Here is a 12,583-nt window from a genome sequence, read left to right on the forward strand (position 1 = left end):
TGTCATTCACTGCCACAGGCACGTCGTCCACGATCTCGATCGTCAGCGCAGCATTGGCCGTGCTACCGTCGCTGTCGGTCACCACCACCGTGAAGTCGTCGGTTTCCGCCACGTTGTCCACATCGGTGGCCGTGCCGGTCAGGGTGTAGATGTAGCTGTACACGCCGTTGGCAACCGTCACCACCAAGCTGCCGTGTGCGCCGGTGACTGTGCCGCCAGCGGTCACATCCACGCCATTGATCTTGACGGTGCCCAGTGTGTCGTTGCCCAAGCTGATGCTCAACGTGCCGCTGGTGGTTGTGCCTGTGCCTTCGGCAGAGCCGCCCACCAAACCAGATTCCAGTACTTGGCCGCTATCGCCTTCTGCACGAACGATGTTCACCGTAGGCTCGGAGTCCGCCACCAAGGTAATGGTGACAGTGGCCGTGCTGCTGTCGCCGTCCGCGTCGGTGATGGTGTAGTCGAAGGTGACCGTGCCTTCCTCGCCGTCACCAGGTTGATAGGTGAAGGTGCCGTCTTCGTTGTAGACCAGCGTGCCGGTGGCCGCCGTGTCGCCGTTTTGCGGCTGGGTATGCGTGACACCCGTCACAAGATTGACGCCGTCAGCGCCCTGGGTGTCGTTGCCCAGCGCATTGATCGTTACGGAGGTGTTTTCTGCTTGCTGCGCGAAAGCGTCGTCTTCAGCCTGTGGCACGTCGTCCTCGATGGTGATCGTGACGTTGCCGCTGCCTGTGCTGCCGCCCGCACCAGTCACCACCACATCGATGATGTCGGTGACCTGCGTGTCTTGGTTCAAGGCTTGGTCGTGTGTTTGCGCTTCGCTGAGCGTGTATTCGTAGCTGACCGTACCTGCCTGGTTATTGACGCCGGGGATATAGCCCGTGATTTTGAGGATTCCCCTGCCGGTGTCGACCACCGGCAGCAGGGTCACATCACCCTGGAGTTGCGCCAGGGTAAAAGTGACACCGCCAATCGTGATGGAGCTGATGCCATCATTGGCACTCACGGCAATGTTGCCGGTGGCGGTTTCCGTGGTGGCGGCATTGCCCAAACCTGTTTCATAGACGGACTGTGCATCCGATACCACGCCGGCCTGGGGCGCGGGTTCTTCATCTTCAGCCGCAATGGCGCCACCAGAAATGAAGTCTTGGGTCGTACCGCCAATAGAACGCGGATATTCCAGCGCCAAGGGCGTAGTGTTTTCAATCACGTTGGCCAGGCGCACATAAGTGCTACCGGCACCGTCACCACCAGCCAGGATGGCGGCGGTGGGGTCCAGCTCTGCCAAGGGGTCTTGCCCTTGGTTCAAGGCGGTGATCAGAGCGTTGACGTCGGCGTCTGCCAGATTGGTGATGGCGGCTTCGCCGGCATCTGCGGTTTGGAACAAGTCGTCTGTCAGCTTGAGTTGCTGGCCTTCTGCAATTTGCAGGCTGCCGGCTTCATTGCCTTGCAAGGCAAGCTGGCTGCCAGCGGCCGTGATGATTTCTGCGTCAACCGGTACGCGCATGCCCACGCGCAGGGGCTGCAGGCTGCCGTCAGCGTTACGAATCCAAGCCTGTCCTTCCAGCTTGGTGACCAATGCAGAAGTATTTGCCATGACATGACTCCAAGAAATTATCTATCGACACTACAGACGCCATTGCGCCGCTCTTGGAGGCAATACTAAAAAGCAAATACGGGCAAGGCTATTGGCCGCCAAGCCAATATGCGCAATCTCTTGATGCAAGCGAATGTGTGGGCATTTACCTGGGCAGGCGATCCCAACAAAAAGGGGCTGCCCGGCCATGGCAGCCCCTGCAACAGGCACAAAGTTTGACAGTGTGTTCAACGTCTCGCTGTATGCCCGCCTTCGCGGGCATGGCGGAGAAAAAAGACGTTGAATACGTTCTGAGGCATAGCCCCCAAAAGCAATGACTGGGATGTCAGGTTTTTGAGCCCATGCTTTCCCGACGAATGCCATGCACTTTGAGCGCCAGTTGCAGGCGGTCATCCACCTGCAGTTTGTCAAACACGGCGGACATATGGGCCCGCACGGTGCGTTCGGTGATTTGCAGTTTTTGTGCAATTTCTGCGTTGCTGTGGCCCACAGCAGCAAGGCGTGCCACTTCTTGCTCGCGTGCAGACAGCGGTTGCGTCCAATCATTGTCAGCCGCTGCGGGCAAGCGCTGGTCAATGTCTTGCAACATTTTTTGTAGCAAGCTGCGCCCGAGCCATATGGCCCCAGACTCCAAACTGCTGACAATCAGCGCCAACGACTCGGCAGGCAAATGGCTGTGCGCATAACCATTGGCACCTTGGGCCAGTACCAGTTGGCCCTCGGCGTCGCTCATATGGGTGCTGAGCACGAGCACACACAGCCCGTCAAAGTACGCAGACCATGTTTCTTGCGCGGCCACTTGGTTGAGCAGTGCCATATCAACAATCACCAGGCGATGGCCTTGGCGCTTCCAGTGCAATACGTCTTGCAAACTCACGCCGCGGTGCGGCACTTTGCCAGGTTGCACCAAGGACTGCCAGCTCTGCCATAAACCGGCGTCCTGAGTCACCACCAAAATAGGCTGTACTTGCATCTTTTCCTCGCGTGCTTGAAGAGCAAGCTCAACGCTCTGTGAAAGCATTTGCTTTGGCCCGCAAAATAGGTTTAAGCAGGTACTGCATCAGGGTGCGCTGCCCCGTCAGGATATGCACCTCCGCCTGCATGCCCGGAATGATCGGCCGCGAGTCGTCTCCCACATGGGCACGGTCGGTCCGAACCTTCACGATATAAAAGGAATTACCTTTCTCGTCGGTGATTGTGTTGGCGGCAATTTGCTCCACCTTGCCCGCCAGCCCCCCGTAAATTGCGAAGTCATATGCGGTGAACTTGACTTCGGCCTTCTGACCAAAATGCAGAAAACCGATGTCCTTCGGGTTGATCTGCACTTCCAGCAGCAAGGTGTCATCCATGGGAACGATATCCAGGATGTCCTTGCCCGGCTGCACCACCCCACCGACGGTGTTGGCCATCAGGTTGTTGACCGTGCCCCGTACGGGCGAGCGCACTTCTGCCAGTTTGACTCGATCCTGCAGCGCCAGCTGTCCTTGCTCCAAGGACGAAAGCTTACCCCGGGTCTCAGACAGTTCCACCCGAGCCAGGTTGCGAGCGTTCAGCTCCGATTCCTGGACCTTGCGTTCAGCCTCCTGGATGGCCGCCTGGATGCGACCAATCTGCGCACCGGCGGCCTTGGCCTCGCCACAGAAACGGGCCACATCACGCTGCAAGCGCAGCAGATCCACTTCCGACACAGCGCCACTGCTCAGCAGAGGCTTGGTGACCCGCAACTCCTCTGAAGTCAAACTGCAGCTGGATGCAGCCTGATCGCGGTTGGCCATGGTCTCGCGCAGCTCCTGCTGCCGCTGATTGAATTGGTCACGCGCAATACTGATGGCGGTCTGCAATTCCTGGGTTTTGCTTTCCCACACTCGCCGCTCCATCTCGACCACATTCGGCGCCTGTTTGAGCACATCATCGGGGGCCTTAAAAGGCTCACCCGTGGCCAGTGCCTCCAAACGCGCGGCCTTGGCTTTCAACGCCAAGGTCTCGGCCTTGTTCTCTCCGAGCGAAGCTGTGGAACGCGTAGGATCCAGCCGCAGCAAGACCTGTCCGGCATCCACCCGTTGACCGGGCCGCACCAAAATCTCCTCCACGACCCCGCCATCGAGGCTTTGCACCACCTGCACCTGTCGCGATGGCACGACCTTGCCCTGGCCACGCACCACTTCGTCGATATAGCCCAGACTGGCCCAGATCAAAAGCACCAGCACGCACAGCAGGGAACTCCACAGCAAGATGCGTGACCCCTTGGCCTGCTGCTGGCTGGCAGCCCATTGGGCATCAGCGGCCAGGTCGGCGGCCGCCAATGTGTCCTTCTTGGCATCCCCCTCGACCAGCCAGTTCTCCCAGCGCTGCTTCCAGCTGCTGGGTTTGCTCTCAGGCCGCTTCATGTGCGCCCTCCCGCCCGTGCGATCCGGCCCGATTTGAGCGCTTGGATCACCTGTTCCTTGGCACCATCAGCCACGATTTTTCCGCAATCAATCACGATCAAACGATCGACCAGTTCCAGTAACGCGGTTCTGTGCGTGACCAAGATGATCGTCTTGTCGGCACTGGCGCGCTGCAAACGCTGTCTTAGCAAGGCTTCGCTTTGGTTGTCCAAATTGCTGCTGGGCTCATCCAGCAACAGGATTGGAGGGTCCTGGATCAAGGCGCGGGCGACGGCGATCGACTGGCGCTGCCCCCCTGACAGAGATTCGCCACGTTCGCCAATCGCCATGTCGTAGCCTTTCGGATGCTCGGCAGCGAATTCATCCACGCCGGCGATCTGCGCAGCATGCAGCATGTCGCCTTCAGAAGCGTACGGAGCCCCCACCAGCAGGTTGTGCTTGAGGCTGCCGTAAAAGAGCATCGGGTCCTGAGGCACATGGCCAATGGAACGCCGCAAATCGATTGGATCCATCTGGCGCACATCCACACCATCGACCAGGATCACGCCCTCCGTGGGCTGGTACAGGCCCAGAATGAGCTTTTCCAGGGTGGTCTTGCCGGAGCCGATACGGCCGATCACCCCGACCTTCTCACCCGGCCGCACCTGAAAGCTCACGCCCGTCAGCGCAGGCTGTTCCTGACCAGGATAGGTAAAGCTGACCTGCCGAAACTCCACGCCGCCCTTGATAACGGGCCGCGCCACAAACTCTTTATCGGCGCCATGTTCCACAGGCATCTTCATGTAATTGTCGATAGAAGCCAGTGAAGTGCGCGCATTGTGGTACTGCATCATCAAGCCAGCCACCTGACCGAGCGGAGAAATGCAGCGCCCAGCAATCATCGAGGCAGCAATGATCCCCCCCATCGACAGCTGGGCGCCTTGCACCAGGTACACGCCGATGACCACGACCGCCACCGTCACCAATTGCTGCATCACCTGCACGAAATTCACATTGGCAGATGAAATCAGCTTGATCTTGCCCCCGATCAGGGCGATGTACTGCGATGCACTCTCCCACAGGCGCTGCACGCCGCCTTGGGCATTCAAGGTCTTGACGGCATCCAGATTGGTCAGCGCCTCCACCAACAGCGCATTGCGTTGTGACGTGGCCTGGAAGGTCTTGACCGTCAAGCTTTCCAGGCTGGATTGCGCAAAGAACGAAACCAGCAAAACCAATCCGATCGCCACGACCGGCGGCAGCACCATCCAGGGTGAAATCCAGGCCAACACCACCAGGAACAGCAGCACAAACGGCAGGTCGACCAAGGTGGTGAGGCTGGCCGAGGCGATGAAGTCGCGCACGGATTCAAACGACCGCAGGTTGGCAGCAAACGAGCCCACCGATGCTGGACGGCTTTCCATCCGCAAATCCAGGACACGCTCCATGATCTGTGCCGAAAGCTGCACGTCGATGCGCTTGCTCGCGGTGTCGACCACATAGGCCCGCGCCGTCGCAAGTACAAAGTTGAAGAACAGGATCAAGCCCACGCCGATGGCCAGCACCCACAGCGTCTCCACCGCATTGTTGGGCACCACGCGGTCATACACATTCATGCTGAACAAGGGAATCGCCAACGCAAACAGGTTGATGAGCACCGCCGCGAGCAGCGCATCCCGGTACAGACGCTTGTTGTCCAGCACTGCAGACCAGAACCAGTGCCCCTGCTTCCCCACCACGCCCTGCGACGCACGCTTTTCAAAGCGGAACTGAGGCCGGACAAAGCAAAGATAGCCGGTGTAGACAGCTTGCAGCTCTGCCGCTGTCATCTCGACCGTGCTGCTGACTTCGGGGAATTGCAGCAGGAACGAGCCGTCTTCGCGCTCCTCCAGCAAGATGGCGGCGCGGCTGTCATGCAACAACACAATTGCGGGCAGCAATCCGCTCGGTATGCCCTGCAACGCGCGCCGCAGAATGCGGGAGCTGAACTTGGCGCGGGCTGCGGCACGCTCCAGCAGCGACGGCGTCAGGCGATTGTTTTCCAATGGCAAGCCATTGCTCAACGCCTGCGCGGTGTAGGGCGTGCCATGCATGCGGGTGATTTCCACCAGGCAATCCAGCAAAGGATCATCCTGTGTGCTGTGCGGAGGCAGTCGATCTGCGACAGGCATCGCAGCAGGGGCCGACAGGGTCTCTTGGGAAGTATCCATAGGAGTTGCTCTGTCGTGTTAGATCAGACCGTCGTCATCGGGCAGCAAGTCCAGCGAGTTGCGCAAACGCTCGCGCACCTGCTTGCGGCGATTGAGCTTTTCCAGCGCCTGGGGCGGCAGATCGGTCAATCGCAGCGTGCCATTGCTCAGCAAAGCATCAATCAAATCCTCCAGCACCCGGATGAAATCATCATCCAGGGCGGAGAAGTCTTGCTGGCCTTTACGCGGTCCATCGTTTGCATCTTTTGTTGCCATACTGCCCTCCCTCACAAGGGCGCTGCATATCCCCTGCAGCCGGGGGACGTGATCAGTTAGGGGTGCGCGGCGTGGATGAACCGGTCTGCTGCAGGGCCACAGGTGTCAAGTTGCTGGTGTCTGGCAGCGCATCGGAGCAAGCCATGACGGGATCGTCAGGCAAGACCAGGTTTTGCTGCTCTTCCGGCTGGTTGTCGTTGTAAGGCTGTGCCAGACCCAGGGTCTGCAGCACCTGGCTGGACAGTGTCAGCCAGTAGTACTCGGCCTTCTTCAGGTCGTACTCGGCATTCAGCAGCGCGCGACGGGCATCGAACAGCTCGTTCTCGGTATCCAGCAAGTCCAGCAACGACCGCTGGCCAATGCTGAATTGCTGCTGGTAAGCCACTCGGACTTTGGATGTCGACAGCTCGTGCTCGCGCAGGAAGGGCAGTTGCTGGCGCAAACGCTGGATGTTGTTCCAGGCAATCGACAGCTCTTGCTGCACGTTGCGGCAGGTGTAGTCACGCACATCCCGGGCGGCATAGTTTTGCGCAGCGGTCTGGCGGATGCGTGCGGAATCGGCACCACCACGGTACAGGGGATATGTCAGCATCAGCTGCACGCGAGAGCTTTGCACGTCGCGGTACAAGGCGCCGGGCTGCTCGCGATCACGGCCGGTGGAAGCGCGCAGGTCCACGGTGGGGGCGAACGCAGCCTTGGCGACCTTTTCGCCGGCCTCGGCGGCCTGGACCAAGGCCTGCTTGGACAAGATGGTCGGATTGGCGCGCAGGGCATCCTCGAAGTTCTTGGTCTGACCGACCACGGGCAGACCGGTCACGGCAGCTGGCACGGGTTCCATCTGTGCTGGAGGGTACTCACCGACCAGACGGCGGTAGCGCTGGGTGACATCGTTGAGGTTGTTGCTCTCAGTCATCAGGTTGGTCTGTGCCAGCGACAGGCGACCACTGGCCTGTTCCATATCGACGCCACGTCCGACACCCGACTGTTGGCGCTCACGCAACTGGTTGAGCGTGGTCTGGTGCATAGAGAAGTTGTCCTGCGCCAGGGTCTGCATGGTGCGATAACGCTGCACGTCCAGGTAGGCCCCTACGGCCTCGTTGGCCAGGGCATTGGTCGTGGCACGCAGGTCGTAGTACTTGGACAGCTTCTCGAAGCCGAACTGGCGGATGCGGTTGGTCGTGGCGCCCGCATCAAAAATCAGCTGGCGCAACTCCAGGTTCCAGCCGGGTCGGCTCCAGTTGTAGGAGGGGACGTTTTCAATGTTGCTGCGCCATTCCTTGCCCACCCAGCCCGAAGCAGTCACCTGGGGGCGCCAGCCGGCACGGGCGATGTTCTGGTCTTCCAGCGACGAGACAAAGTCATGGTAGCGGGCCATGATTTCAGGGTGGGACGTGATGGCACGATCCACAACCTGGTTGAGCTGTGGCTGGGCCACAACCGGGGCCTGCGCTGCAGGCGCGGGGGCCGCCTGTTGGGCCCAGGCACCCACGGCAAGGGACGTGAAGCCCAGGGAGGCCATCAGGCGAGGGAGTTGACGCATTTTCATAAGAGGTTCTCTCAGTGAGTTGCAACTGGCCCCGACTGATTGAAAAAACTAATCAGCAGAAGGCAAAGATTTAAATTTGCATAAACTTTAATTTACTTACGCAAAAAAATACAACCATCACCAAGCCGTTTATCTACGTCACATCCTTTGTCCCGCATGGATGCAGGAAAAATCCTACAAGAACAAAAAAACTATCACCACACAAACTCAATAGCAAAAAAACCAAGGAAAACATTGTCTTTCTGTTTCCAATAATCTTTTGCACTTCGTTTTTTATAGCAAAAAGCGCTTGCATCAAAAGGAGTTCAACACAAAATATTGTTGAAAAACTTTAAAAACAAGCGCTTGAAGCTATCATTTTAGGAGTTTGTCGCTAATCAACTTTTTGGGCGACTGTATACAAAAAACTACACTTCGCCCGCATCCCCACTCTTCGGCAACGCCACTTTGAAGCGCTGCTGTGCCAGGGTTTCCAGCCCGAACTCGGCCAGCAGCTGTTGCAGGCGCTCGGCCGCGCTGCGTTTCTTGTGCCCGGTGTAGCGCGCCACGATCAGCTCGTTCTTCATGCTGTGTTCCCAGCCCACCAGCTCGGTCACGGTCACCTGGTAGCCGCTGGCCTCCAGGTACAGGCAGCGCAGGACGTTGGTGATCTGGCTGCCCATTTCCCGCGTGTGGATGGGGTGGCGCCACAGCTCCGCCAGTGGGGTACGCGACAGGCTCAGCGCCTTGGTCTGGCGCAGGCAGGCAGCCACTTCGGCCTGGCAGCAGGGCACCAGGACCATGGCCTTGGCCTTCTTTTCCAGCCCAAACGCGATGGCGTCGTCGGTGGCGGTGTCGCAGGCGTGCAGCGCCGTGACCACGTCAAAACGCTCGGGCATGGCATCGGCACGCGTGGATTCGGCCACCGACATGTTCAGGAAATGCATGCGCGCAAAGCCCAGCTCGGCCGCCAGCTTCTGCGAGGCCTCGACCAGGGGGGCACGGGTTTCGATGCCGTAGATGTGGCCCTGCGCCTGGGCCTTGAAGTACAGGTCGTACAGGATGAAGCCCAGGTAGGACTTGCCGGCGCCATGGTCGGCCAGCGTGAGGGCCTGGCCGCCCTGCCCCAGCTCCTGCAGGATGGGTTCGATGAACTGGTAGAGGTGGTAGACCTGCTTGAGCTTACGGCGCGAGTCCTGGTTGAGCTTGCCGTCTCGCGTCAGGATGTGCAGCGCCTTGAGCAGCTCGATGCTCTGGCCGGGTTTCAGCTCCAGCTGCGTGGCGATGTCTTGGGGGGCGGGCTTGCCGCCCGCGGTTTTGGCCGGGGTCTTGCCGGCCTTGTCGTGTCTGCTCATCAATCTTTCTCGGTTGGGGGCGTGGCATCGCGGCCGGTGAACGGGCAGCGTGCCGCCAGGTCCAGGTCCAGCCAGCCTTCGATGCCCATCTGCTCCAGCACTTCCATGTTGCGCTCGTAGATGGTCTCGGCTTCGGGGAAGGCCTCCACGGCTTTGTCGATGCTGTCTTCACGCAGCAGGTGCAGCGTGGGATAGGGGGCACGGTTGGTGCAGTTGGTGACGTCGTCCACGTCCGTGCCTTCGAACTGGAAACGCGGGTGAAAGGACGCCACCTGCAGGATACCGCCCAGCTCCAGCTCTTCCACCATGGCGTCGGCCACCTCCAGGAAGTCGTTGAAGTCCAGGAACTCCTGCAGCGCCTGCGGCAGGATCAGCAAGGTGGTGTCGCGCTTGTCGGGCGAGATTTCGGCCAGCGCCTCCAGCTCCCGGTGCAGGTCCATGACCACGCCTTCCGCGTCCGTGGCCTGGCTGACCACGTAGTGGATCTGCCCTTTGACATGCACGCTCTTGGCGAACGGGCACAGGTTCAGGCCGATCACGGCCTTTTCCAGCCAGCGCACCGTGTCGGCGATCACGATGTCTTCAGGAAAGGAGCGTTCGGTGGAGGTGTCGGTCATAGGTCGGCCTTAAAAACAAATGGGGGCACCATGCCCCCTCTTGTGTTGTGCTGCAAATTCTAGCCAGCCGGGCTTGGCGGTGCAGACCGCTTGGGATTGCCGCCCCCCGCCCACCCGTCAGCCCAGCAGCTGGCGCCCCGTGATGCGTTCGTGCTCCCGGGAGGCGTAACGGTCCGTCATGCCGGCCACAAAGTCGGCCACGGCGCGGGCCTTGACCGCCTCCTGGTCCGCCTGCAGCGCGCGCTGGGCGAAGCGCGGCTTCATCATCGCCGGCTGCTGCAGGTAGGCGGCAAACAGCTCGCGCACCACCTGGCGGGCGGCGTCCATGGTCTGCATCACCTGGTCGTGGCGGTACAGCTGGTGGAACAGGAAGTGCTTGAGCGCCTGGGACTGCGCCTGCATGCCGGCGCTGAAGGCCACCAGCCGCTGCCCCTGGGCGCGCACGTCGTCCACGTGCGCCACGCCCGCCTGGGCAATCTGGGCGCGCGTGGTGTCGATCACGTCGTACACCTGGGCGCTGAGCATGCGGCGGATGGTCTCGTACAGCAGGCGCCGCTGCTCCGACGCCTGCGCCAGCTGCGGGTAGGCCGCCAGGGTCTGGGCATGGAAATGCGCAAACAGGGGCACGGCCTGCAGCTGTTCCAGCGTGATCAGGCCAGAGCGCACGCCGTCGTCCACGTCGTGGGCGTTGTAGGCGATCGCGTCAGCCAGGTTGGCCAACTGCCCTTCCAACGAGGTCTGGCGCCCGCTGAGAAAGCGCGCCGCGACGCCGCCCGGCTCCTGGGCCTCCAGCCTGAGCGCATTCGCGCGCGAGCAGTGCTTGAGGATGCCCTCGCGCGTCTCGAACGTCAGGTTGAGGCCGTCGTACTGGGGGTAGCGCTCTTCCAGCGCATCGACCACGCGCAGGCTTTGCAGGTTGTGCTCGAACCCGCCCCAGGCCTGCATGCAGGCGTTCAGCTCATCCTGGCCGGCATGGCCAAACGGCGTGTGACCCAGGTCGTGGGCCAGGCAGATGGCCTCGACCAGGTCTTCGTTCAGGCCCAGCGGCCGGGCAATCGATCGACCAAGCTGCGCCACCTCCAGCGAGTGGGTCAGGCGCGTGCGGAACAGGTCGCCCTCATGGTTGACGAACACCTGGGTTTTGTAGACCAGGCGGCGGAAGGCGCTGGAATGCACGATGCGGTCGCGGTCACGCTGGTGTTCGGTGCGCGTCGGCGCGGCGTCTTCCGGATACCGGCGGCCGCGGGATTGCTCGGGCTGGCAGGCCCAGGGCGACAAGGTTTGCAGTGCCAAACGCAGCTCCTCCCGTTTCACGTTCCAAGTTGGCGAGCGCACAGTGCTCGAAAAAAAGCATAGCGACTTGCGCCTGCCAAACAATGGTTTTAGACCTCTGTGCAATCCAAACCTTTGTTCAGCGCACGCTGGCAGCTATCTTTTCCGGTTACGCCTGGATGCCCACACCCTGGGCGCAGCAGGTGTCGATCACGCGACGGACCAGCGCATCGGGCGCCGCGCGCACCACGGCCTTGCCCGGGCCATTGATCAGCACAAAGCGGATTTCCCCTGCCTCGGCCTTCTTGTCCACACGCATGTGCGCCAGGTAAGCGCCCGCGTTGTCCGCGGTATCCAGCACGGCGCCGCGCGTGGGCAAGCCTGCCCGTTCGATCAGGCGCGTCAGCCGCTGCACAAAGGCGGCATCCACCAGCCCCAGTGCCTGCGACAGGTGCGCGGCCATCACCATGCCGGCGCCCACGCCTTCGCCATGCAACCAGTTGCCGTAGCCCATGCCGGCCTCGATGGCGTGGCCAAAGGTGTGGCCGAAGTTGAGGACGGCGCGCAGGCCGGCTTCCTTCTCGTCCTGGCCGACCACCCAGGCCTTGATCTCCACGCTGCGGCGCACGGCGTGCAGCAGCGCCGTGCGGTCGCGCTGGCGCAAGGCATCGATGTGGGTTTCCAGCCAGTCGAAGAAGGTCATGTCGGCGATCGGGCCATACTTGATGATTTCCGCCAGTCCGGCCGCAACTTCGCGCTGGGGCAGGCTGTCCAGCGTGGCCAGATCGCACACCACCAGCTGCGGCTGGTAGAAGGCGCCGATCATGTTCTTGCCCAGGGGGTGGTTGATGGCCGTCTTGCCGCCGACGCTGGAATCAACCTGGGACAGCAGCGTGGTCGGCACCTGCACAAACGGCACGCCACGCATGTAGCTGGCGGCGGCGAAACCGGTCATGTCGCCCACCACCCCGCCCCCCAGCGCGAACAGCACCGTCTTGCGGTCGCAGCCTTGCTGCAGCAGGCCGTCGAAAATCAGGTTCAGCGTCTGCCAGTCCTTGTGGGCTTCGCCATCCGGCAGCACCACGGTGTGCACCTGGCGGTACTTGCCCGCCAGCGCGGCCTGCAGTTGCGCGGCATACAGCGGCTGCACCGTGGTGTTGGTGACGATGACGGCCTGCGCCGCATCGGGGCAGGCGGCGAAGGTGGCGGCCTGCCCCAGCAGATCGGCAGCAATCACGATGGGGTAGGAGCGGTCGCCCAAATTGATGTGGACGGTGTGGCGGGTTTCGGTCACGGCAAGCATCTCGGCAAACATGGCAGGCCAGCGCGGCCTGGAAACAGCATGCAGCCCGGCTGCACGCTGTGGCATTGGGGCGTATTTATACC

10 protein-coding genes are annotated in these 12,583 nt (G+C 61.2%); all 10 read right to left on the reverse strand.

What is annotated here, in order from left to right; translation table 11 throughout:
- Positions 1–1,597, reverse strand: a 1,597-nt coding sequence (locus CA2_RS06860) for a retention module-containing protein (protein WP_156105977.1), incomplete at its 3' end; no start/stop codon positions are given.
- 325 nt (positions 1,598–1,922) lie between these two features.
- On the reverse strand, positions 1,923–2,570 hold the full coding sequence (locus tag CA2_RS06865; RefSeq protein ID WP_042414587.1) for a helix-turn-helix transcriptional regulator: 648 nt from the start codon (positions 2,568–2,570) through the stop codon (positions 1,923–1,925).
- 28 nt (positions 2,571–2,598) lie between these two features.
- Entirely contained in the window at positions 2,599–3,984 is a 1,386-nt protein-coding gene (locus CA2_RS06870) for an HlyD family type I secretion periplasmic adaptor subunit (protein WP_042414379.1), read from the reverse strand.
- Positions 3,981–6,173 carry a type I secretion system permease/ATPase gene (locus tag CA2_RS06875; RefSeq protein WP_081770787.1) on the reverse strand — a complete coding sequence of 731 codons (2,193 nt, stop codon included), beginning with the start codon at positions 6,171–6,173 and terminating at the stop codon, positions 3,981–3,983. The genes CA2_RS06870 and CA2_RS06875 overlap by 4 nt, the downstream gene beginning before the upstream one ends.
- An 18-nt stretch (positions 6,174–6,191) precedes the next feature.
- Positions 6,192–6,428 carry a hypothetical protein gene (locus tag CA2_RS06880; RefSeq protein WP_042414384.1) on the reverse strand — a complete coding sequence of 79 codons (237 nt, stop codon included), beginning with the start codon at positions 6,426–6,428 and terminating at the stop codon, positions 6,192–6,194.
- Between the two features lie 52 nt (positions 6,429–6,480).
- Positions 6,481–7,974, reverse strand: coding sequence for a TolC family outer membrane protein (locus CA2_RS06885; RefSeq protein WP_042414386.1), 1,494 nt, complete (start codon positions 7,972–7,974; stop codon positions 6,481–6,483).
- Between the two features lie 407 nt (positions 7,975–8,381).
- A complete protein-coding gene (locus CA2_RS06890) occupies positions 8,382–9,308 on the reverse strand; it encodes a class I SAM-dependent methyltransferase (RefSeq protein WP_042414388.1) in 927 nt (308 codons plus the stop codon).
- Positions 9,308–9,925 carry a DUF1415 domain-containing protein gene (locus CA2_RS06895; RefSeq protein ID WP_042414389.1) on the reverse strand — a complete coding sequence of 206 codons (618 nt, stop codon included), beginning with the start codon at positions 9,923–9,925 and terminating at the stop codon, positions 9,308–9,310. The genes CA2_RS06890 and CA2_RS06895 overlap by 1 nt, the downstream gene beginning before the upstream one ends.
- 117 nt (positions 9,926–10,042) lie before the next feature.
- On the reverse strand, positions 10,043–11,218 hold the full coding sequence (locus CA2_RS06900; RefSeq protein WP_081888901.1) for a deoxyguanosinetriphosphate triphosphohydrolase: 1,176 nt from the start codon (positions 11,216–11,218) through the stop codon (positions 10,043–10,045).
- 148 nt (positions 11,219–11,366) lie between these two features.
- On the reverse strand, positions 11,367–12,500 hold the full coding sequence (gene aroB, locus CA2_RS06905; RefSeq protein WP_042414590.1) for a 3-dehydroquinate synthase: 1,134 nt from the start codon (positions 12,498–12,500) through the stop codon (positions 11,367–11,369).
- Between the last annotated feature and the right edge of the window lie 83 nt (positions 12,501–12,583).

Source organism: Comamonas aquatica NBRC 14918 (assembly GCF_000739875.1).
In the GTDB taxonomy this organism is placed as follows: domain Bacteria; phylum Pseudomonadota; class Gammaproteobacteria; order Burkholderiales; family Burkholderiaceae_C; genus Comamonas; species Comamonas aquatica.

What these genes read in the sequence shown, in the direction of transcription:
- CA2_RS06865 (WP_042414587.1), bottom strand. Translation starts at nt 2,570, where the DNA reads ATGCAAGTACAGCCTATTTTGGTGGTGACTCAGGACGCCGGTTTATGG.
- CA2_RS06870 (WP_042414379.1), bottom strand. Translation starts at nt 3,984, where the DNA reads ATGAAGCGGCCTGAGAGCAAACCCAGCAGCTGGAAGCAGCGCTGGGAG.
- CA2_RS06875 (WP_081770787.1), bottom strand. Translation starts at nt 6,173, where the DNA reads ATGGATACTTCCCAAGAGACCCTGTCGGCCCCTGCTGCGATGCCTGTC.
- CA2_RS06880 (WP_042414384.1), bottom strand. Translation starts at nt 6,428, where the DNA reads ATGGCAACAAAAGATGCAAACGATGGACCGCGTAAAGGCCAGCAAGAC.
- CA2_RS06885 (WP_042414386.1), bottom strand. Translation starts at nt 7,974, where the DNA reads ATGAAAATGCGTCAACTCCCTCGCCTGATGGCCTCCCTGGGCTTCACG.
- CA2_RS06890 (WP_042414388.1), bottom strand. Translation starts at nt 9,308, where the DNA reads ATGAGCAGACACGACAAGGCCGGCAAGACCCCGGCCAAAACCGCGGGC.
- CA2_RS06895 (WP_042414389.1), bottom strand. Translation starts at nt 9,925, where the DNA reads ATGACCGACACCTCCACCGAACGCTCCTTTCCTGAAGACATCGTGATC.
- aroB (WP_042414590.1), bottom strand. Translation starts at nt 12,500, where the DNA reads ATGCTTGCCGTGACCGAAACCCGCCACACCGTCCACATCAATTTGGGC.